Annotated in this window: 20 protein-coding genes and 1 pseudogene; 16 read left to right on the forward strand and 5 right to left on the reverse strand. The window is 45.8% G+C overall.

Translation table 11 applies throughout. The annotated features are described in order from the left end of the window. Window positions 1–10 precede the first annotated feature (10 nt). The gene (locus JCM16418_RS12380; RefSeq protein WP_036649224.1) at window positions 11–757 is read left to right on the forward strand and encodes an ABC transporter ATP-binding protein; all 747 of its coding nucleotides are present in this window, start codon (window positions 11–13) and stop codon (window positions 755–757) included. 2 nt (window positions 758–759) lie between these two features. Then, window positions 760–1980 (forward strand): ABC transporter permease, encoded by a 1221-nt coding sequence (locus JCM16418_RS12385; RefSeq protein WP_306304778.1) that lies wholly within the window; start codon window positions 760–762, stop codon window positions 1978–1980. Between the two features lie 152 nt (window positions 1981–2132). Here the strand turns inward: JCM16418_RS12385 and JCM16418_RS25295 are convergent, their stop codons facing one another. The 3 genes and pseudogenes from JCM16418_RS25295 to JCM16418_RS12395 all read right to left on the reverse strand — a co-directional run bounded on the left by JCM16418_RS25295 (window position 2133) and on the right by JCM16418_RS12395 (window position 4460). After that, entirely contained in the window at window positions 2133–2270 is a 138-nt protein-coding gene (locus tag JCM16418_RS25295) for a hypothetical protein (RefSeq protein ID WP_162832475.1), read from the reverse strand. A gap of 132 nt (window positions 2271–2402) precedes the next feature. Beyond that, window positions 2403–3718: pseudogene (locus tag JCM16418_RS12390) on the reverse strand (aminotransferase class I/II-fold pyridoxal phosphate-dependent enzyme). Window positions 3719–3824: 106 nt separating this feature from the next. Further along, a complete protein-coding gene (locus JCM16418_RS12395; protein ID WP_036649226.1) occupies window positions 3825–4460 on the reverse strand; it encodes a pyridoxamine 5'-phosphate oxidase family protein in 636 nt (211 codons plus the stop codon). A gap of 129 nt (window positions 4461–4589) precedes the next feature. On the opposite strand from JCM16418_RS12395, the gene JCM16418_RS26660 reads away from it, so the two are divergent. The 5 genes from JCM16418_RS26660 to JCM16418_RS12415 all read left to right on the forward strand — a co-directional run bounded on the left by JCM16418_RS26660 (window position 4590) and on the right by JCM16418_RS12415 (window position 9152). Further along, the gene (locus JCM16418_RS26660) at window positions 4590–5417 is read left to right on the forward strand and encodes an aminotransferase class I/II-fold pyridoxal phosphate-dependent enzyme (protein WP_306304779.1); all 828 of its coding nucleotides are present in this window, start codon (window positions 4590–4592) and stop codon (window positions 5415–5417) included. Next, window positions 5342–6040, forward strand: a complete 699-nt coding sequence (locus tag JCM16418_RS26665; RefSeq protein ID WP_306304780.1) for an aminotransferase-like domain-containing protein — start codon at window positions 5342–5344, stop codon at window positions 6038–6040. The genes JCM16418_RS26660 and JCM16418_RS26665 overlap by 76 nt, the downstream gene beginning before the upstream one ends. A gap of 54 nt (window positions 6041–6094) precedes the next feature. Continuing rightward, window positions 6095–6880: a helix-turn-helix domain-containing protein gene (locus JCM16418_RS12405; RefSeq protein WP_036649228.1), complete on the forward strand. Its 786-nt coding sequence runs from the start codon at window positions 6095–6097 to the stop codon at window positions 6878–6880. A gap of 395 nt (window positions 6881–7275) precedes the next feature. Further along, the gene (locus tag JCM16418_RS12410) at window positions 7276–8277 is read left to right on the forward strand and encodes a phosphotransferase enzyme family protein (RefSeq protein WP_036649230.1); all 1002 of its coding nucleotides are present in this window, start codon (window positions 7276–7278) and stop codon (window positions 8275–8277) included. Between the two features lie 23 nt (window positions 8278–8300). Beyond that, window positions 8301–9152 carry an SDR family oxidoreductase gene (locus JCM16418_RS12415; RefSeq protein ID WP_036649233.1) on the forward strand — a complete coding sequence of 284 codons (852 nt, stop codon included), beginning with the start codon at window positions 8301–8303 and terminating at the stop codon, window positions 9150–9152. A gap of 10 nt (window positions 9153–9162) precedes the next feature. Here the strand turns inward: JCM16418_RS12415 and asd are convergent, their stop codons facing one another. Both asd and JCM16418_RS12425 read right to left on the reverse strand, forming a co-directional pair. Beyond that, window positions 9163–9969 carry an archaetidylserine decarboxylase gene (asd, locus tag JCM16418_RS12420; protein ID WP_036649235.1) on the reverse strand — a complete coding sequence of 269 codons (807 nt, stop codon included), beginning with the start codon at window positions 9967–9969 and terminating at the stop codon, window positions 9163–9165. Window positions 9970–10133: 164 nt separating this feature from the next. After that, window positions 10134–11249 carry a YheC/YheD family endospore coat-associated protein gene (locus JCM16418_RS12425; protein WP_242403818.1) on the reverse strand — a complete coding sequence of 372 codons (1116 nt, stop codon included), beginning with the start codon at window positions 11247–11249 and terminating at the stop codon, window positions 10134–10136. Between the two features lie 132 nt (window positions 11250–11381). Here JCM16418_RS12425 and JCM16418_RS12430 point away from each other — a divergent pair, with 132 nt between their 5' ends. From JCM16418_RS12430 to JCM16418_RS12465, 9 genes are all read left to right on the forward strand, one after another. Next, window positions 11382–12539 (forward strand): glycosyltransferase family 4 protein, encoded by a 1158-nt coding sequence (locus JCM16418_RS12430; protein ID WP_081765420.1) that lies wholly within the window; start codon window positions 11382–11384, stop codon window positions 12537–12539. Between the two features lie 64 nt (window positions 12540–12603). Next, on the forward strand, window positions 12604–15444 hold the full coding sequence (locus tag JCM16418_RS12435) for a hypothetical protein (protein WP_036649242.1): 2841 nt from the start codon (window positions 12604–12606) through the stop codon (window positions 15442–15444). After that, window positions 15390–17609 (forward strand): WIAG-tail domain, encoded by a 2220-nt coding sequence (locus tag JCM16418_RS12440; RefSeq protein WP_036649245.1) that lies wholly within the window; start codon window positions 15390–15392, stop codon window positions 17607–17609. The genes JCM16418_RS12435 and JCM16418_RS12440 overlap by 55 nt, the downstream gene beginning before the upstream one ends. A 186-nt stretch (window positions 17610–17795) precedes the next feature. Continuing rightward, the gene (locus JCM16418_RS12445; protein ID WP_242403819.1) at window positions 17796–18623 is read left to right on the forward strand and encodes a glycosyltransferase family 2 protein; all 828 of its coding nucleotides are present in this window, start codon (window positions 17796–17798) and stop codon (window positions 18621–18623) included. Between the two features lie 5 nt (window positions 18624–18628). Next, window positions 18629–18973: a hypothetical protein gene (locus JCM16418_RS24660; protein ID WP_148298798.1), complete on the forward strand. Its 345-nt coding sequence runs from the start codon at window positions 18629–18631 to the stop codon at window positions 18971–18973. Continuing rightward, window positions 18970–19794 carry a glycosyltransferase family 2 protein gene (locus JCM16418_RS12450; protein ID WP_242403820.1) on the forward strand — a complete coding sequence of 275 codons (825 nt, stop codon included), beginning with the start codon at window positions 18970–18972 and terminating at the stop codon, window positions 19792–19794. Before JCM16418_RS24660 ends, JCM16418_RS12450 begins: the two co-directional genes overlap by 4 nt. Then, window positions 19795–20553, forward strand: coding sequence for a glycosyltransferase family 2 protein (locus JCM16418_RS12455; protein WP_242403821.1), 759 nt, complete (start codon window positions 19795–19797; stop codon window positions 20551–20553). Window positions 20554–20589: 36 nt separating this feature from the next. Then, window positions 20590–21321, forward strand: coding sequence for a sugar phosphate nucleotidyltransferase (locus tag JCM16418_RS12460; RefSeq protein ID WP_036649248.1), 732 nt, complete (start codon window positions 20590–20592; stop codon window positions 21319–21321). Window positions 21322–21545: 224 nt separating this feature from the next. Further along, window positions 21546–22436, forward strand: coding sequence for a GT-D fold domain-containing protein (locus tag JCM16418_RS12465; RefSeq protein ID WP_148298799.1), 891 nt, complete (start codon window positions 21546–21548; stop codon window positions 22434–22436). The last annotated feature ends 26 nt before the right edge of the window (window positions 22437–22462 follow it).

A 22462-nucleotide genomic window follows, 5' to 3' on the forward strand; every position in this document is an offset into this window, starting at 1 on the left:
AGGTGAAATGATGAATGATACGTCTGTATTAGATATTCAGGGATTAAGCGGAGGATACAGTCTGAACCGGCCTGTGCTGCATGATATTTCGCTTCAGGTTCAGCCAGGTGAGATGGTAGGACTGATCGGTCTAAATGGTGCCGGTAAGAGTACCACGATGAAGCATATTCTGGGACTGATGAATCCACAGAAGGGTGACATCCGTGTTAAAGGCAAGAAGAGAGAAGAAGATTCAGCTGCTTATCATGGAGCACTGGCTTTCGTACCTGAGTCTCCACTTCTCTATGAAGAGATGACGGTTCGTGAGCATCTTGAGTTTACGGCAAGAGCATACGATGTAAGCCAAAAGGATTACGAGGAGCGTGCAAAGAAACTCGCTCAAATTTTCCGAATGGAAGACAAGATTGATACCTTGTCTACCCATCTATCGAAAGGGATGCGGCAGAAGGTTATGATTATGTGTGCGTTCGTGGCACGTCCTTCGCTCTATATTATCGATGAGCCTTTTCTCGGCCTAGATCCACTCGGTATTCGCTCTTTACTTGATTTCATGGTGGAACTAAAGCAGGGCGGATCTTCGATCCTGCTCAGCTCTCATATTCTGTCAACGATTGAGAATTACTGCGACCGCTTTATCGTCTTGCATCAGGGCAAAGTCATTGCCCAGGGTTCATTGCAAGAAATTGCTCAGCAGGCGGGCCAGCCTGGTGTTCCGCTGGAGCAGTTGTTCTACAGTCTTGTGCAAGGCAGGGATTAAACATGATGGATCTTAGCGAACTACGATTGAAGCGACGCAGTCGCTTTTGGGGTGAAGTACTCCCCTATCTAGGATATGTCATTCAGAGCGGTGTTGCCGTTCTGACATTATTCCTGATTATTGCTTTCTCTGCTTGGTACACATCTCTGGTTCAGCATATACCAGCTGGTCTTCCGATTCGTTGGATCATGTTGATACTGTTCGTACCACTGACGGTGAACAGTAGCTTCCGCACCTATATGCAGTCTGCAGACACCGTATTTCTATTGCCACAGGAATCACGTATGAATCAATATTTCAGGGCTTCTTGGACGAGTGGTGTGATCTATAAAATGATCGGTGTTACCCTCGTGTTTATGGTTTCATGGCTATTGTATTTCCGTGCTGATGTAGATCCCAAGCCTTTCTGGTTATTTCTTATTCTATTATATGCTCTGAAAATAGTGGCAAGCATCGGAAGCTGGAAAGAGCAACAGATGGTGTCTAAACGGGCGTATTCATCGTATCGTCTACTGCGTTATGCAGTGATTGCATTGGCTCTTGCTGCTTGGCTATGGCAACCCGCTGGAAAAAGCCTAATCTTTATCGCTCTGCTTGTTGCAGCATACATGGCTTCACTAAAGATCCCCTCCCGTCACCTTGTGGCATGGGAACGCCTGATTGCGCTGGAGAAAATACATAGCGGTCGTGTGATGCTGGTGCTCGGTTGGTTTGTAGATGTACCAGGCCGACAGCAACGAGTGTATCAGCGTAAATGGCTATCTTGGGCAGGCAACAATATCCCTTGGAAGCCTCAGGCGGCTTATCGATATTTGCTTACGAAGAGTTTCATTCGAAGTGATATTCTTGGTATTGTGCTACGCGCAGCTGTTCTGGGAGCCTTACTCGTATGGTGGACAAGGGGAACAATGCTCGGAAGCGGCATTTATCTGTTCTTTATTTTTCTTATTGGGGTACAAATGTCCTCGTTACTGCGGTATCACAGTGAGTCATTCTGGCTAACGGTCTATCCAGTACCCGCAGAAAGTCGGCATACGAATGCTGTCTTGCTGGCTTTTCAGATTCAGCTGATGTTTGCCTTGCTCATGTGGCTTCCAATGCTAGGAGCACTTAAGAGTCAGATGAGTACTGTATTTGGTACGCTGGTAGTAGGAGTGGTGGTATGTGCGTTATTCCGTTTCTTCTTGTCACGGAAAGTGCCTAAGGATGAGGATGATGAGTAATATCACTTGCATGATATGAGGAGAACTTGAAGGCAAGTGAAATAACCAAACAAAAGACCGGGGGATTCCCCCCGGTCTTTTGTTTGGTTATAAACTGGCACTCAACAACTCATAATGGACTGCTAAGTGCTAGAGGTTTGGCTGGTTATTAATTATACCCAGAAAGAACGAGTGATAATTACCAGAAGGATGAAGAGAACCAGAATAGCTCCTGTGTTCGTGAAAATTCCTCCGCCTCCACAACCGCCACCGTAACCATATCCGCCTCTTACTTCTTCAACTCCGCTCATTGTCATTCCCCTTTCGTGCAATGGTTTGTGTTTGTTACACGGTATTGTATGTGCAAGGGGAATTTCGTGCTTGGGCAAATCACCATTCTTTTTGTAAAAATATATCTTGCGATATTTGGCACCTATTTCATATTAAGAATTTTGCTTCTGCAAATCTTGAACACCTTGGTATACGAGGTCAAAGAGGTCTTCGAGATAAGCTTCTTCAATACAAGAGAAGGCAATACGCAAATCATGTTCGCCTAGCGCAATTGTACCTACGCCGTATTGATGGATTAAATGAGTCCGCAGATCTTCGGCCTTAACATCTTTCAACTTAAGGCACATGAAGTAACCTGAATTAAACGGATAGTATTCCCAAATATCTCCATACTTGCCGCTATCAAGGATAGACTTCACCTTGTTAGCACGACCCTTCATGATGTTGAATTTCTCTTCCTTCTGCTGAGCGAACTCAGGTGATTTCAGAGCTTCAAGCACAAAGGTCTGAGATGGATGTGAGCCACTGGAAATCGTAGCCCGGATAATGCCGAGTGTTTTCTGTTCCAATGCACTGAGTAACTCTTGGTTCTCCGAGGCAAAGGTAATGAATCCAACACGGAATCCCCATACGAATTCTTCCTTGGTAGCACCGTCAATCTTCACAGCTAATACACGCGGATGGAGGTCAGCCAATCGTCCGAACAAGGATTCTTTCATCGAATCCTCAAAGAATAAACCGAAGTACGCATCATCGGTTACCGCTACGACATTAATGCCAGCTTCAGCTGCTTCTAGAATTGCAGCAATAATCTCTTCGCCTTCTTTGGTCCCGGCGTGTAGCCCGTAGGGTTGTTCGGAAAATTGAGCAGCACAATAGCTTTACCCTTATCCTTCTGAGCAAGCAAAGCTTCACGAAGTCCTGCGCTGTTAAATGTCATTTGCTCAGTGAACAGCGGATAGTTTATCGTTACACCGTGGCGACGAATGCCGAAGGTAAGCTCATAGTTTTCCCAGTTTTTATCGGGGTAAATCACAGCGTCTCCTTCATCAGTGAATAAGTCAGCAACAATACTTAGACCGTGTGTCAGGGCATTGGTTACCACTGGACTACTAAATGATTTATTTTGTAGAGAGGGATTCTCTTCAATCATTTTGGTACGCCAAACGGAGCGGAGCTCTGGTTTACCGGCAGGTGGAGCATAGCTATAAAGATCCTTCGGTTGGTAGGCAGACAGATTCCGCTGAATGACCTCCAAATGCATCGGAATACCATCTTCAGTAGCAATACCGATTGTGGCATTGTATTTCTTTGCGTGGGCTGATGCCTCTGCAGATTGATTCAGAATACCTTCCTTAGGAAAATAGATCTCTCTGCCGAGCGAAGATAACATTTCATACACATGCGCATTACCTGCTACGATACTTGCGTTCAACTGTTCAGCCAATGGGTTTAACATGGATTCCATCCTTCCAACTGTGTGTGTAATATTAAGGTTACTATCCGTTTTTACTGCCTAATATTATACCATTTGGTAGGGGAACCGTCACGGTAAAAACCAGCGGGTTGAAAGTTTATTCGTTCTTAGACTTACTCTCCATATGAGGACATGCAAGGCCTCGGATCATTTCTGCTGTTTCTTGATCTCGATCGCTGCTTCGTTGGGTAAGGCCATTTAACACATCATTTCGCTTGCTTTCCGTTAAATTTTGACCAAACTTAAATTTAGTGCTCATATGATCGGGTGTAATCTTAACGACAGCAACTCCATTTAACCTGCTTCTATATTTCGGGTTCTCTGCATCGATAGGATCATACCCACCCTCAGGTTGTAATTTCTTCATAAAAAATGAGAAGGAAGAGGCCTTTTCTTCGATATCTTTGACGACTTCAGCTGTACCGCTTACGGTAACACTTTTGAAAAAAGCGGTAGCAGGACAGGCCATGTGAGGATCGGTAAAATACGAAGGGATAATCGCATACTCATCGGCCACGCTGAAGCTGACTATAGGGTTATGTTTAAGATGCTCCATTTTCTCGCCTATACGGCTTCCATGGAAATAAAATAGGCCATTGGTATATACAAAATTAAGAGGGGTCACCCGAGGCCGCCCGTCTTCTCCTACGGTTCCGAGGAAACCGAAGGTCATCGTGGATAGAAATTGTTCAATTTCCTGTTCTTCTTCAATACTAAACTCACTTCTTCTCATGGCGTTATCTCCTTCGATAGATTTAATTTGAATTAGCATATCGAATACATTGACAATTAAAAAGATCCAATTTATATTCAAATTTATAGTCCAATTTAAGGATGATAGGTTCGGCGGAGGTAAGATGAGATGGAGCCAGCGCTACATTTAACGACGTATCTAGAAAAATATCATTATAAATATTTGGCCCTTTACTATGCTCTTCGTGAGGCAATATTGGAAGGAAGGCTATCTGCGGGTAGCAAGCTACCCTCTACACGTGAGCTAGCGGATAGATATGATTTGTCACGTGGCTGTGTTGCTCAAAGTTACGATATGCTGCTAGCGGAAGGGTATGTAGAAGCGCAAGTAGGGAGAGGCACGTTCGTCTCCCAAGCAGGTTCAATAGTAGAAAATTTAGAACCTGTGGATTCACCCATACAGCTCTCTAATTGGGGAAGGCGATTGGCGGCCCTACCAACCTTCTCATGGAAGGAGCATAGCGGCCCTGAAGATATTAGTTTTTTGAGTGAAAGCATGAGTATGTCTTATTTTCCCTATTCGGAGTGGCGTAGTGCGCTGGCTTTTGCAGGAGGTAAGGGTGGGATCGATTTACAGCAGGAGGTGCCGCCTCAGGGCGACCTGTTATTGCGTCAAGCGATAGCTGCCCATTTACGCCTAACACGCGGCATACTTGCAGATCCTGAGCATATCGTCTTGTTCAGCGGCTCGATGCAGGGAATTATGCTATTATTCCAACTATTAATGAATGAAGGAGAAACCGCAGTCGTAGAGAATCCATGTTTCAATGGAATTAGGCGTGCGCTTGCTGCCATTGGTGGACAACCTCTTGCAGCAAATGTAGATCATCATGCATTCAGCCACAGAATTGGGATTCTCGCATGCTCTTTGTCACCCCAAGTCGTCAGTATCCAACGGGTGCGATACTTAGTCTGGAGCGGAGGCGCCAGCTGTTAGAGTGGGCGCAGCGCCGCGATGCCGTTATCATAGAGGATGATTATGATAGTGAGTTCCGCTGGGGAGGGCGACCGATTGAGCCGCTCAAGACACTGGATACGCAGGAACGCGTCATCTATCTTGGTTCGTTCTCGAAGACGATGTTCGCAGGCTTGCGTCTCGGATACGCTTTGCTACCTGCGGGGCTTGTTGATCCAGTTATCCGCGCCAAAGCGATCTATGACCCGATGTCGCCGGGTCTGCTAGAGCAGCGTGCTTTGGCAAGGTTCATGGCAAAGGGCGACTATGGAAAGCATTTGCGGCGCATGACTCGAATGTATGGAGCAAGGCATCGACATTTCTGCACTCTGATGCGGGAGTTCGTATCCGAGATATTTACGCTGATGCCCGGTGATTCCGGGCTGCATGTATATGCATACTGGCAGCGTTCACCTGAGGAATATGCGGCATTCATTGAGGCGGCTAAACGGAGCAATGTTATTTTTCGAGATGCAGCGGTGTTTCATGTGGAACAGGGACCGCTGGCAGCATGCTTTGGCTTTGCCCATCTCGATGAGCAGCAGCTTACCGAAGGGGTGAAAAGGCTGGCAGCCGCATGGCAGGATGTGCAAAATAACGTCTGAAGCGTTATCATAATAAAGGTAATTATTAGTCTATCTATAGGGGGGAATGACGACATGCTGCATGCATCGCCGTCTTCTTTTGAAATATTGCCATCCCTCGCTAAAATTGTGTGCGAGCCCGGATGGAAATGGCAAAAGCGCGAGAAAGCATTATTAAATTATGATTTATTCTATGTATGGAGCGGGGAGGGAACGGTTATCCGCAATGATGAGCCGTTTGAAGTTGGCAAAGGCAGCTGTTTTCTTTTCCGGCCAGGCGATCATACAAGTGCTACACATAATCCTCAAAAGCCACTGGTGCTGACCTATAGTCATTTTCACATAGCTGAACCGATTCATGAAATTCCTGAACCCTATCGTAAGTTGTCGGAAACGGTAGATTTCGAATACATGTTGTCCCGGTATGTACGTTTGTTTCTAGTTCCTACGTATGGTGCCAAGGAAGAAGGGCAACTGATTCTGAAGCAGCTTATGATTCATTTGCTGCGCGAGGACAGGCAACAGCCAGCAGAGAAGAAAGTGAGCAACCAGCTAACGGAAGCGATTCATGAAATCGCCAATTATGTTCAGCAGCATCCGGGAATTCCACATCGGGTCGAGGATCTTGCAGCGCGTGCTGGTCTATCTCCAAGATACTTCTCTATCAAGTTCAAGGAACTGATTGGCTTTCCAGTTCAGTCCTATATTATTAAAACTCGGATTGAACGTGCGCAGCATTTGCTTCTACATGCAGGGATGAATGTTACTGAGGTTGCTGATGCGCTAGGGTATCGTGATATTTTCTTCTTTAGCCGTCAGTTTAAACAATATACCGGCAAGAACCCGTCGGAAATCAGGTAATTACTCCCATTTGTTTCGAGAGTGTAAAGTAGGGGTAAATACTTTCATACTTGCACGTTGATGCAAATGAAGGGAGGACGTATGGATGAGTTACAGACGGCGGATTCGCAGTAGGGACAGCTTCAGAGCCGGACGCATGATCTTCCGGAATCGTATAAGCCGGTTGAAAACAGGCGATTCTGAAAGCGACCTTTGGTTCTAATTCTATTAAAATTCATATAAACATGATGTACATATGTTTAATAACGAAGAGCAGCGACGGAGGAAGGTCCGAAGCTGCTCTTTTTGATTGATATGATGGATAATTTTTGTTCCATCGTGAAGATGTCTGCTAGTATAGGTAGTAAGGCAATTCATCAGCGGCCTATTAGACATGATAGAAGGAGATACGACTTATGAATGAAGCATTTGATGCAAATACAGAAGAGGGACGCCGGTTACTACTCGTTGAAGCGGAGCAGGTTGTCATGGGTGCTCTGGAGCAATATTCGCAGGAGATAGACCGTATTCACTTTATTCAGATATCAGATCATATTACGTATAAATTGGAATCGAATAATGGAGAGTCATTCTTACTTCGGATACATACTGAAACACTAGCCCCAGATGAAATTCGATCAGAACTTACATGGCTCGAAGCGCTAGCTCACGAAGGAATTACCGTTCCCTTAGGGATGAAGAACTTGCAGGATGAGTATGTGACGGAAGTGGTCACCGACAAGGGACGGCACTGGCTAGTTACCATGCTTCGCTGGATCGAGGGCGATCATGAGGCAGGGGAAATCAGCGAAAATCAGGTTAAACAAATGGGTTCGTTGATGGCAAGGCTCCATAAAGCTTCTCAAGATTTCGTATCTCCTAATGGCTTTAAGCGTCAGACATGGGGAGTAGCACGCTTTGAACAAGATTTTGCGCATTTGCAGAAGCATTATCGAGCATTTTTATCGGATGAAGATTTTGAACTTTATCAGCAGGCGGCGGGTAAAGTTATTCGTCACCTTGGTGAGCTACAGCCAAGCCCTAATCATTTCGGGATGATTCATGCGGATTTCCATGAAGGGAATCTAGTATTTAATGAAGGCAAGCCTTATTTAATTGACTTCGGGCGCTGTGGTTTCGGATATTACTTATATGATATGGCCGAGGCATTCATCGGGCTTCATCCGTTGCAGCGTCAGAGATTTGTGGAGGCTTACCGAGACATCGTTCAGCTTGAGGATGATGCGGAGGCGCAGCTTGAAACCTTTTTTATCAAGGCACTGATTGAGAATCAGAGCTTCCATGCGGCCAATCCGAGGGAAAAGGAAGAATTACTCGGACAAAAGCGATATTCACTCGCTTTAATTCGTCACTATTTGAGCGGAGAATTGTTTTTGTTTAATCGTATTTCGATGTGATCACGTAGCAAGGGAGGAGATGTATGCGTAGAGCTGATCCAGGAGCAGTTGCGCTGGTCACCGGCTGTTCTAGTGGCTTTGGACTACTCATCTGTGTGGAGCTTGCACTGCGGGGCTTTACCGTTATAGCGGGTATGCGCAGGCCTGAAGCTAAAGGGAAGCTAATGGATGCTGCTCAGGAGGCTGGAGTTGCCGAGCATGTTCATGTCATTGAGCTGGATGTGACCCTTGAAGAACAGGTTAAGCAGGTAGTCGAGTTAATTCATGAACGCTATGGGCGGATTGATGTACTGGTCAATAATGCAGGTACTGCCTATGGTGGTTTTATCGAAGCGATTCCACTTGAAGTATGGCGTGAGCAGATGGATGCTAACTTTATTGGCGTTGTTTCCGTAACGCAGACCGTACTACCTCTAATGCGTGAGCAACAAAAAGGCCGGATCATCCAAATGAGCAGCATCAGCGGCATCATGGGATTTCCCGGCTTTGGTCCATATGCATCTTCCAAATTTGCATTAGAAGGATTTAGTGAATGTTTAGCGCTCGAAATGAAGCCCTTTGGGATCGACGTCATCTTGATCGAGCCAGGTTCATATGGTACGCCGATTTGGGATAAGGGCTTCTCGCAAATGAGCACCAAGGACAACTCGCCTTACCGCGGCATGCTGGAGAAGGTCATGACCTTCTCCAAGCAAAGTGCTGAGCAAGGCGGAGATCCACGTGACGTTGCACGGCTGGTAGCATACACCGCCCTCCGGCGTTCCCCTTCGATGCGATATGCACTGCCGCATGCGACAAGGATGATGATAGCTGTAAAGATTCTACTGCCAGATCGTCTCTTCCAGCGGATTTTATCTATGGTGTTGTGGAAATAAGATAAGGCAATTAGCTGGGAGCTTTAGAGCGAGAAGTATGAAGCTGTCCGAGAAGTTGTCCCATCTTCACGGCATCACCCATATGTATGTTAGAGTCTAACGTAAAAGTGTCATCTTCTGTAATTAACACGACCGTCGATCCAAATTCAAAATAAGCTAGATCATCACCGTTACGCCACTGCGTGACGGTTTTGTCGTTGTAGTGGATGCTGCTGACATTCATAGCTCCCACTTTGACGACGGCGACTTCGCCTTGGTTATGGGCGATATACGTAATGAGTCGTTCATTGCGGCTTAATACGGTCTTCATATGGGTCATACCAAATTCGTTAACGGGATAAGCACGACCTTTGATATGTTCACTTTCAACCTTTACGCCAGTAACAGGCGAATGAATTCGGTGGTAATCGGTCGGACTAAGATAAAGCACGAAAAAATAGCCATGCTTGTATAATTCCAAATGAGGGGAGTAATTCAACAGTTCCTCTAAGGAATAATCTTGTCCTTTTACATTGAGAAGGGTACCCGCGTTAATACGGCCCATGGCCGTAATTTTGCCATCGACGGGGCTAGTGAGCACCTGATCTCCTTGACCTATAGGTCGCATGCCGGGCTTAAGACGTCGCGCAAAAAATTCATTGAGTGAGCGATATTCATGTATTTCTTTCTCCGCTTCATGGGCGGGGATTTGATAGCTTTTGATAAATGTAGGTATAACGCGTTTGCTGATTCTGCTATGAGAAAAACGTCCCATCATGGCGGAGATCCATTTATGTGAGGAGAGTTCGGTCATCAGCCGCAGTATTTCTTTTGCCATGCTTAATCTCCCTTCGGGTCATTACAATCATTTTGGAGTCGTTTGGGCGCTCTGAAATATATTGACATAGAATGACGTTTTAAGCAATAACCATGGAGAATAAGCTTGAGACCTAATTGTTGTTAAAAATGAATAATAAAGGGTCGTAAATACCCTTTATCCTATCAAAGAGTGTTCACGACCCGGTCAATATAATCCTGTGAATTGTGTAAATAACGTGCATATGCCATCGGTTGGCGATAGCTGTCTTTCCACGTTTCATACATTCCCGCCTTATGAAAACCGTATCTCTGATCACGACCATTACATTCGATAAAATAAGGTTTACCTAAAGAAGTTATGCCAATATCAAGTCCGAAATCGGCTACCATAGGAAGATGGCGTTCTAGCTTCATTACTATTCGCATCGATAGCTCCCTTACATCTGCAACGATACGTCCTGTTGGAATATTCGGCAAGCTGGAGGGCAGCACAACATTAACGGGAAACACGCTTCCCCCTTGAGCTACATTGGATACGAATGCATTAGATGCTGCAACTTTTGCAAACATGCCAGTAATATCCCACTGTCCGTTTATTCCCCTCTGCACAGATACACGTAAATCGAAGGGACGCTTATTGTACTCAGCCAGATTAATTCGCTCTTGTACAATAAATGGAACACTGCGCATGCGTCGCAGCAATATAACGGGAAGCTGCTGCCGTCGTAGTCGAAGGGTGTGCCAATCATGGGCACGACCACTTCGTGAAAATTTTAGTGTCCAAGAGGAACCTTTATAACGGAGTCTCATTAAACCCTTGCCCACGCTTCCTGCACATGGCTTAATAATCATATCATCATATCGCCGCATCATTTCCTTAATGGAAAGGGATGTGGCGTTTATCGTTTCTGGGAGGTGCGGGGCAATTTGTGTATCACTACATAGTACATGATGAATCTCATCTTTACCGTAACGGTTGTAAGCATTAAAAATTCGGTAACCCTGTCCGAGCATAAGTTCGATCTTGTGTCGCGAGTTTTTATCAAAATAAAGAGCTCGATTATGAATAATACGCGGTATTGGAAGCCGTATTCGAGCATATTCGTTATTATTCAGCACATACGCTAAGCATTGTCCACTTTCCAAATGTATATCCTGCAGCCGCATAAAACAGGGAATTAAGCCGAATGATCTTGCGGCTTCTTCATAGTTGGTTATCGATTCTTGCCCTGTTCTCCTCTGCGGGATTCCTTTGTGCATGGCCGCATTCACTAGAATCCCAACGTATGAAATCCACAAAGCTACCCCTCCTAGCTATCCGTTACAGGCTTTGTGTATATCGTATGCATTTCAGGCTATGGAGCCACGGACGTTTGTCCGTGTAGAAGTGGCCTATTTTTTCATAAATGATGTTAGTGAAGGGAGGGAGCTATGATGAATGAACCCCGAGTGGCGGTCATCACTCCTGGTTCGTTTGTAATTCCATCCGGGAACAGCAGCTCCGTCGAGCGAGTGGCAGAGCAATCCATCCCTCTGGCGGCAGAAGGTTTAAATATCCGTATATACGGGATATGTGGAGAAGGCAAAGATGAAATAGGGTCAGTTGGAAAGATACCCGTTCATCGTTATCCAAAAGGATCTGCCTATATTCGGTCTGTTCAAGCTTCGCTATTACACTGGCGTCCGCAAGTTATTGATGTAATGAATAGACCACGGATTGCCTATACGCTTAAACAAGCTCTTCCCCAAACGAAGGTGGCTCTGTCTCTACACTCTCTTAGTTTTATATCTGAACCTCATCTTCGTCATGAGCAAGCGGCTCGCTATGTTGCATCTGTGGATGCCATTGTAGCGAATAGTACCTATCTCGGAGAAGAACTGAAATCTCGATTTCCAGCCATAGCTGATCGTGTATATGTTAATTGGCTCGGTGTTTCGATCGCCGACTTTCCATCTCGCTGGTCACCGCAACAGGACAATTTGAGAAGAGCTCAGCTTCAGCAACAGGGGTGGACTGGGCGCAAGATCATCATGTATGCGGGCCGTTTATTACCGATTAAAGGGATTCATCACTTGCTTGCGGCATTGCCTGATCTGGTTAAGGCGGTACCTGAGGTTATGGTTGTTATTATTGGTAGTGCTTTTTATGGATCAGGTACATCCACAGCTTATGAGGCGAAGCTTCACCAGCTTGCTACTCCTTATCGGCATCATGTTACGTTCATCCCACTGGTCTCACATTCAGAAATGCCTAAGTGGTATAGACTCGCAGATGTCATTGTCGTACCTTCAGGTGAAGGCGAGGCGTTTGGTCTTGTTAATGTTGAAGCGATGGCATCCGGAGTACCCGTAGTTGCCTCTTCCGCAGGGGGGATTCCGGAAATTGTTCAGGATGGATTAACAGGCCTAACACTTCCAGTAGATCGGTTGGATAGAGATCTGTCTGCTGCTTTGATTCGCTTACTTCAGGATGATGAGCTTAGCAGATCTATGGGGCTCGCAGGTCGGAGCAGAGTTGTTCAGCACTTCCGTTGGCAATATACTGCCGACCGCTGGCACGAGCTTATGCAAATGCTTGCGAAGCGGTGACACCAGCCTAAAGGGGTGCATATGATGTTACAAGGTGCAACCCGGTTAAGGAGGAGTGAATCATTTGAAGAAAAAAAATAAAATTGTCAAATCGAAGGTGGAAAAATCTCAATCTCTATACTATGTAGATAATCCGAACATGCAGGAGCTCAGTTTGATCAAGAAAACCATAAGTCCCTCTGTAGAGAAGAAAAGTACTCAAGCTAATATTAGATCATTTGCCGTAGAAGAGGATGAAGTAAATTTAATTACTGAAATTACGGAAGAAAAAAATCAAATATCTGTAGAACGTGAACATATTCCAACAGAGGGGCGAAAGAGTACTGAGGAAAGCGTTGTAACAGAGGAACAGGTGGTCGCAACGGAACAGGTGGTAGCAGCGGAAATCCCGCTCGCCCAGCAGCTTGCCTCGAAGAAAATGCCAGACCCATCTAGAGCTTTTATATATACGGATGATCTGAGCGACGGATCTGTCACGAAAGATAAAATTGCACTAAGATCGATTGATTCCGCTAGAATTCAGCCAGGAGCGGTTGGAAATGAATCGATTGCTGATTATTCAGTAACCCATGTTCATTTAGCCGATGGCTCAGTCATATCTCCAAAGATCGCTCTGGAGTCCGTAAGAGAGGAACATATCGTCGATAGTGCCTTAACAGGAAGCAAAATTCGAGATCAGTCTATCGGCGGAGAGAAGATTCGTGACGGTAGTATTACTGTAGCTAAGCTGGCTGATCAAGTGATTGATGCCTCCAAAATTGCTAATGGATCAATCACTTCCAAACATTTGAGTAACTTGCTGATTACGACTGAATTACTATACGACCAATCCATAACGGAAGCCAAAATTGCAGCTTCAAGTATTAAGACACATCATTTAGTCAATGAAGCAGTAGATACGTCTAAACTGGCAGACGGAGCAGTTACAGGCTCTAAGATTCGCAAAGGTGAAATAACAGGGGATATGCTTCAGGAACGCACCTTGGAGGGCATACATTTTCGCAAGCAATCTTTCACAGCAGATCTTATTGAGAATGGAATGATTGGGCAGGAGCAGCTTGCAGCTGGCAGTGTAGGGCCGAAGCAATTATCACTTGATGCAGTTAGTACAGGTCATCTGCAGGACGGTGCAGTCAATTCGCAAATCATCGCGCCACATGCAGTAACAGGCAATCATTTGGCAGATGGAACGCTGCTTGGAAGACATATTGGAACAGGTGAAATTGGAAGCAAGCATCTTGCTGATCAGAGCGTAAGCTCTAGAGCACTCGCAGAACAATCCATTGGTACGGCTCATATCGTGGAGCAGACGATAACGGCTTCGAAGATAGCTGACCAAAGTATTTTATCTCAAAAAATCGCCGATGAAGCGGTCCAGTCGCGACACATTGCTAAGGGTGCAATTCATGAGACGCAGATTGCGGCGAATGCTATTCTGGCTGCTCATGTCCAGCCGGGTATCATCGCAGGAAATCATATCGCAGAGGATAGCATCCGTGGTAGTCATTTGCAGCAGTCTGTTGTCACTTCCCGCACAATCGGAAGCCAGGTAGTAGAAGCAGAGCATATTGCGGATGGAGCGATTGGCAGACGTCATGTTCAAGCAAGATCCATTTCTACAGATCAGTTAGAAAATGATAGTGTGACTACAGAGAAGTTAGCAAGCGATTCGGTTGAAGGTCACATTCTATCGCAAGAGGCGGTTGACAGCGGACACGTCCGCGCTAAAGCGATTCAGAACATCCATCTGGCTGATCGAAGCGTTGGGGCTGCTACGATTCAGGATGATGCGATTCATTCCAGACAAATTGCTGCTAACGCGGTGACGACGCATCATTTGCAGCAGGATAGTGTGAATTCCGCGATACTCCAGAATGAATCTGTTATTGCACAGAAACTGGCAGCAGCCAGCATACAGTCCGTACATCTGAGTAATGGTGTGGTATCCCCACAGCATTTGGCAGACCATGCGGTTACATCCCTCAAGCTATCACCGGAGAGTATTGCAACGGATAAAATTCAAGATTCAGCTATTACGGCGAGTAAATTGGCACAAGGAAGTGTTACGGCAGAGAAACTAGGTAAAGCTTCCGTTAGCAGCGAGCAATTAACCGAAGGAGCTGTCAATAGTAGATCTATAGCCGATGGAGCGATTGAGGGACGGCATTTGGCGGGAGAATCTGTAAGCAGTATCAATGTCCAGCCAGCATCCATTCGTTCGATCCATCTCCATGAAAAGAGTATTCTGCAGCGGCATATTGCTCCAGGAGCCATCGGCTTCCGGCAAATGGAATCCAAATCGGTAGGAGAGGCCCATATTCAGCACGGAAGTATTCGGCAGGAGCATGTGACCTTTGCGAGTATCTCCGAAGAGGCGCTACAAGATCAAGCTGTTACCTCAGCCAAGCTTGCACCTGAATCTGTGGGCAGTGATCATGTACAGCACGGAATTATCCGGCAGCAACATCTGACTTCTGCGAGCATTTCGGAAGATGCACTGCAAGATCAAGCCGTTACCTCATCTAAGCTTGCTCCTGAATCAGTGGGCAGTGATCATTTGCAGCATGAATCCATTGCTTCCCATCATCTTCAAGTAGGTAGCATTCTAGAGCATCATTTGGCACAAACAGCGCTCGGATTTCGTCATCTAGCTCCTGAATCAGTGGGTAGTCAGCAGCTACAAGAAGGGATCATTTTAGAGCAGCACCTTACCCCTGAATCGGTATCAGTTCAAGCCATTCAAGATCGAGCTGTGTCTGGAGATAAAATTTCACTGCATACGATCACGAGTGATCATATACAGCCTAAATCCATAGGTACATCCCATGTGCAGGAGAAGAGTATCCAACCTTGGCATCTAGCTCAGGTGCTGTGGAATTCAGTCACTTGGCCGCCGAATCTGTAGGTGAAGAACAACTGCAGCCGGGGATTATTAGGGAAAGGCATATGAGTATCGCTTCCATTCATCAAGAAGCTTTGCAGAATGGTGCGGTAACTCAGGCTAAGATTGCGACTGGAGCTGTGGATAGTAACCATATTCAGCCAGAAGCAATCCGAGATGTGCATCTTCAGATAGAGAGTGTGAAGGATTGTCATATCAGCCCAGCTGCCGTAAGCTCGAAGCACGTGCAGAATGCGGCGATTGATGGACGTCATCTGGCAGACCAAGCGGTGACGTCACAACATTTGGCAGACCACGTGGTTACATCCCTCAAGCTATCACCGGAGAGTATTGCAACGGATAAAATTCAAGATTCAGCTATTACGGCGAGTAAATTGGCACAAGGAAGTGTTACGGCAGAGAAACTAGGTAAAGCTTCCGTTAGCAACGAACAGTTAACAGATGGAGCTGTAAATAGTAGGTCCATAGCTAATGGAGTGGTTGAGGGACGGCACTTGGCAGAAGAATCTATAGGGAGTATTCATGTTCAACCTGCTTCGATTCGTTCAATTCATTTGCATGAAAAAAGCGTTCTGCAGCGGCATCTAGCCCCAGGAGCTATTGGCTTCCGTCAAATGGGGGCTGAATCTGTAGGTGAAGCTCATATTCAGCCAGGAAGTATTCATCAGCAACATTTGACTTCTGCGAGTATCGCCGAAGAGGCGCTACAAGATCAATCGGTTACCGCAGCTAAGCTTGCTTCTAAATCTGTAGGTGAGGCCCATATTCAGCCAGGGAGTATTATAGAGCAACATCTGACTTCTGCGAGTATTTCGGAAGATGCACTGCAGGATCAATCGGTTACCACAGCTAAGCTTGCTCCAGAATCCGTAGGCAGTGATCATTTGCAGCATGAATCCATTGCCTCCCATCATCTTCAATCAGGGAGCATACTAGAGCATCATTTGGCACAAACGTCGCTCGGATTCCGTCATTTAGCTCCTGAATCCGTAGGCAGCCAGCAGCTTCAAACAAGTATTATCAAAGAACAGCATTTGACCCCTGAATCAGTGTCTGCTCAATCCATTCAAGATCGAGCTGTGACTGGTGATAAAATTTCATTGAATGCGATCACGAGCGAACATCTACAGTCTGAAACCGTTGGAGCTTCACATGTGCAGGAGAAGAGTATCCAACCATGGCATATCGCATCTGGAGCTGTAGAATTTCGTCATTTAGCTCCCGAATCCGTAGGCGAGGAACAAATTCAGCTGGGCATTATTAATGAAAGGCATCTCAGCATCTCTTCGATTCATCAAGAAGCCTTGCAGAATGGTGCGGTAACTCAGGAGAAGATTGCTCCTGGAGCTGTAGGAAGTATTCATATCCAGCCAGAAGCCATTCGCGCTCTCCATCTTCAGACAGATAGTGTGAAGGATTGGCATATCAGTCCATCAGCGGTAAGCACAAATCATGTTCAGGATGCAGCCATTGAAGGACGTCATCTGGCTAATAAGACGGTAACGCCGCAGCATTTATCATTTACGCCTGTACAGAGCGTAACAGGTAATCCTGCGCTTCAGCAATTTGGCATGACTTCATTTGGCTTTAATGGAGGAGAGACACGGATAGAGGTGGTTGTTACGCTGGATACCCCTTATCCTAGCATCCACTACGTCATTGTTGCGATGTGTAACCATCCTGATTTCTATGTGGTTCTAAAAACACAGCGTAAGGATTCGGCTAGTCTCGAAGTTATTCGAAGGGAAGGGGGAACAGAGTCATTTGGATTTCTTTCATGGATCGCTCTTGGCTCTGCACCTTCTGAATCATCGCATCGTACGGCGCTACCTAACGATGCTGCACACGTTAATAGTGAAGTGATATCGGATGAAATTGATGGATGGAATGAAAAAGAGAATTCCCATGAAGTCGATGAATTAGTAAAATTAGATGAAGTAAAACAGGTAGATGAAGTAAAAGAGGTAGATGAAGTAAAAGAGGTTGATGAAGTAAAAGAGGTTGATGAAGTAAAAGAGGTAGATGAAGTAAAAGAGGTAGATGAAATAAAGGAAGTAAAGGAAGTGAAATTGACATCGGTGAATGAACAGAAATCTCGTGGAACGTCTAAATCGAACAGACTCTCTAAAGGAGTTCGAACCGTTAGAGATGCGGGTCGGCGCAAATAATTGAAATGAAGAGATAAGAGGCGTGGGTGATACTCCCACGTCTCTTTATTATGCGTACATGATCACGGGAGCAAGCTGATCATGATTTTATCCGTTAGTTCAGGCACAAACGCCGTTACCTGGTTCTTATGGGCAGCATAAAATGCAATAGAATGACAGATTTACATCAGGGAGGTTCATGTCCTCATGTCGAGACCGATTCTACGCAGGTCCCGTTCACATGTCCGATCTAAAATGAAGAAGCGCAAAGTTCCTACCGTGCAAGTAACTGTTAATTCAACGGAGCCTGTTGTGTCTATCATTATCCCTGCAATGAATGAGGAGCGAACAATAGCGGATGTCATCAAGCAAGCTCGTCTTGTTCATTCAGAGCAGGAGGTTATCGTGGTGGCGAATGGATGTACGGACCGGACTGCGACTATTGCTGCTTCAATGGGAGCGACTGTCATATGGCATGAACAGGCGTTAGGACATGATGTGGGTAGAACTGTGGGTACTCAGGCTGCTAAGGGGAGTGTTCTACTATATCTTGATGGTGATATGCGTATAGCCGCTAAGCATTTGCGCCCATTCGTAAATGCGGTGTTATCGGGAACCGATGTGGCATTGAACCGATATAGTGGGCCCGTTCAACAGACGAAAGCTCATCCCGTCGTGTTAGCTAAGCATGTCCTTAACACCATGCTTGCCCGAAGTGATTTAAAGGGCGCATCCATGACAGCTGTCCCACATGCGCTCAGCCGCCATGCGGTAGATACATTAGGTGCAGAATGTTTATCTGTCCCTCCTGTAGCTTTAGCAAAGGCAACGACATCTGGACTTATCATTGAAACCGTACATGAGGTGTCGGTAGGTCGTATGAATCGAAAGAGGCGAAAGCTGGGTGAGATAGATCCTCTTCAGCCTTTAGTCATACAGGATCATCTACAGGCGCTACAATGGGTAATTTCGCAAAATGGGCCCCGATGTGGGTATACGGATTTAGGGCGGCAACGAAATCGGGTAGGAAGGTGAAGCAGGTGAAACATAAAGCTGCTGGAACTCCAGGCAGGCTAAGGTCGTCTGATTCTAGTAGCCCAAGAAGAAGGGCTACGGGCAAACTTCTCTCCACCAAAAAGAAAAGTGTACCAAGTAGAACGTCTTCAGCCCTGCGCAAGTCAACCTCCTCCCGAAAGCGAAAATCTAGTATCCAATCGTCGTGGATGCGGCATGCCCTGAAAGCAGGAGTTAGAGACGGCATATTAAGTAAAAAAAATGGTGCTGAGCAGCATCGAGCGGCACTACATTTGAATCATAACATGCAGCATTCCTTTATGGAGTGGTGTTCCTCAAGTTTAGATATGCGGCCTGATTATGCCACATGATGGAGTTGTCATCTGCGTATGTAAGAGGGTATAGCCTCGGTTCAGGGGAGAAGGAATCTTTTTTTCCATTATTATTACATGTTTCGGCATCCGCAGTAGTCAGTGCATCTAATGAAGCAGATCGTCTGGATCAAGTCCTTAACGAGCTAGAGCGTCTTCCGCTACAGGAACTGATCGTTGTGCTCAACGGTTGCGACGATAACAGCTATTCGATTACCCGCAAGCACCCACAGGTAACAATCGTTCATTATGATGAACGATTGGGACATGATGTTGGGCGAAGCATTGGTGCTGGGATGGCTAGAGGAGACATCATTTTGTTCACGGACGGAGATATTCCCATTCCCGCTGAACAGCTGGCAGCATTTATGTATGCAGTGGATGGAGGATGTGATGTGGCTCTAAATGACATCAATCCATTTCTTCCATTGTTCGTGCATCAGGACGATGTGACGCGCTGCAAAAGTTTTCTGAACATGGCGCTTGGACGGAGCGATTTAGGAGCGAGTTCACTGACAGCTGTACCTCATGCTCTATCCGCAGGTGTGCTCGCAACCATAGGTAAGGAGGCGCTGATGATTCCACCTAAAGCGCAAGCTTTAGCAATTACGGGAGGTTTCCATGTCGCTCAGGTGGATACTGTGAATGTATTTGTGAGTAATCGGCTTCGTACTGGCAATATGGGCCAAGGAAATCCAGTTGCTCATATGATCATTGGAGATCATGTGGAAGCATTACAGACGGTTATGGGGCTAATTAAAGATGCACGCTCGCCCGTTCCATTGTCCCGCAAAGATGTTGCCATGCGGAGGAATGCCTAAATGAACAGTGATATAAATTTAACGAGTATTATCATTCCGACTTATAATGGTCTGCATTTACTTAAGACCTGCATCGAATCCATTCGTACGTATACGTCAGAGCCCTACGAAATTATTGTCGTTGATAATGCATCTACGGATGGAACGAGTCAGTATTGCATTCGTGAGAAGATTACTTTTGTTTCATTGCCTGTAAATATGGGCTTTCCCAAGGCCTGCAATCTCGGACTAGCAGCCGCTTCGGGAAACCGACTTCTATTGCTGAATAATGATGTGACCGTCACAGCCAACTGGTTACGAAATATGACCATTGCCCTTTACAGTGCTGCTGATATTGGTCTTGTTGGCCCGGTCACGAATGAAGCCAGTGGGATTCAGAAAGTGGAAATTGAATTTCAGAATAAGGCAGAATTCCAACAGCAGGCCGCAGTTAATAATGTGTCAGACCCTTCCCGCTGGCGTGAAGTTAAACGAGTGATTGGTATGTGCCTACTTTTCACAAGGGACATGATGAGAAATGTAGGTGTATTGGACGAGGCTTTTTCACCAGGTCATTATGAAGATGATGATTACTGTTACCGAATTAGAGCTGCAGGTTATCGCCTTATCGTGTGTGCAGATGTACTTGTTCATCATGAGGGGAGCGCGAGTTTTAAGAAGCATTCTACGGAGGATATTAGTGAATTAATCGATCGGAATTACCGATTGTTTATCCATAAATGGCAAGTCAATCCCCATCAATTTATTGAAGAGATGTAAGAGATGTAACGATACACCAGAAGGAGGAGGACTACAGTGAAAGGTATCATTTTGGCTGGTGGGACGGGATCAAGGTTGTATCCCCTGACCCGGATGGTTAATAAGCATCTACTTCCTGTCGGAAGGTATCCTATGATTATCTATGGTATTGATCGACTGCGGCAGGCGGGGATTACGGATATTCTTATTGTAATGGGTAAGCAGTCGGCTGGATTGTTTATCGATTTATTAGGAAGCGGTAAAGAGTGGGAAGTGCATTTAACCTATCGTATTCAAGAAGAAGCAGGAGGCATTGCCGAAGCGCTCGAACTTGCAAGGAGCTTCGTGGACGAGAAAGAGAGGTTTGTAGTTCTGTTAGGAGATAACCTATTTGTAGATAATTTAAAACCATTTGTCGATAGTTACATGAGGCAATCAGATGGAACGGCTAAAATATTACTAAAACATGTGAATGATGCTAGGCGTTACGGCGTCGCAGTTTTTGATCCGAATCACCCAGAATTAATTAGCCGGATTGAAGAGAAACCCTCCGTTCCACTTTCCTCATATTGTGTGACGGGAATTTATATGTACGATACTTCCGTATTTGATATTATTTCGCAAATTGCTCCGTCCGCCCGGGGCGAGCTCGAAATTACGGATGTGAATAATGTTTATGCCCATCGCGGCCATCTTGAATACGATATGCTGAAATATTGGTGGAGTGATGCGGGGACTTTTGAATCATTACAGGAAGCTGGCCGTAAATTGAAAGGAAGACAACCATGAGCCGCCATTTACCTATGCGGACAGCCTTCATCCTTTCGAGGAAGAAGGCTATTTCTATACCAACGTTACATCCAAAATCTCGACGCAAGCGTAGCAAAGAGATTCTCCGCTCACAGAGGGGAGCAACCCAAAAACAAAGGCATCCTAAGTCAAAAAGTAGGGGCTTACGGAGTCGATTCAGGAAGAGTATAGCCTCATTTAGGCCTTCACCGCTTGAAGGAGAGGTGCATAGTAAAGTCATTCCTGCCGAAACTGCGCGGCATATCCTGTCTAAGGATGAAGCAGGAGATCCTACTTATGAGGATGGCTACCGGGCAGGGTGTGCAGTTGGAGTGGAGGAAGCAATTTCGGCTCAATTACCCCCTTATACACTGCTGGCAAATGTAGGTGCTCACGATATTATTGCGGCGGGAATTCAGCAATATATCCCTCAGTTGATTCCTCTCCTATCTCCTGAAGAAGTATATCAGCGGCTTGAAAATGCATTATCCTCGAAGCAGCCCCTCTCGGTAGTTCGACTTGGAGATGGCGAGCTGTTAGCTCTTGCTCATGAAACTGTGCTACCTGTAGCGGAAGCCCAAGCGAGAGGGCCATTCCTCTCGTATGCTGGCATAACACTTCCTGATGCGCAATCGCGTGAACTGCTTGCTGAGTCTATTAAAAATTCCGGTATTATCGGTATTCCATTGTCACGATTGCCTAGTTATCAGGGACTGCTTACGCCGGTTTTCTACCATTATGGTATCCAGTTTCATCAGGTTGTATTGACTTCGTCGACTATTAACTATGCTCTACTAGAACTGGGTTTATTACAGCAGTTACTGCAAGGCAGGCGAGTACTGCTAGTTGGAAATATGGCAGGCGAGTTAGCAAATGTATTATCCACTGTAGCGGTGAATGTAGCCGGAATCATAACCCCAGTTAAGGGCTTTAGTGACATTCCTAACGTTATGGCCGCAGCAGCAGGTATTGATTTTGATATCGCCCTAGTTTCCAGTGGTATTCCGGCTGTGGTCATTTGCCAGCGTATCGCAAGTGAACTGGGTAGAGCCGCTTTGGATTTCGGACATCTTGCTAACAAGCTCGTTACAGGCGAGATTTCTTTTTATAGATAAGAGGGATACAGAAGTGGGAGGAATAG

The organism is Paenibacillus pini JCM 16418 (assembly GCF_000576305.1).
Taxonomy (GTDB): domain Bacteria; phylum Bacillota; class Bacilli; order Paenibacillales; family Paenibacillaceae; genus Paenibacillus_AQ; species Paenibacillus_AQ pini.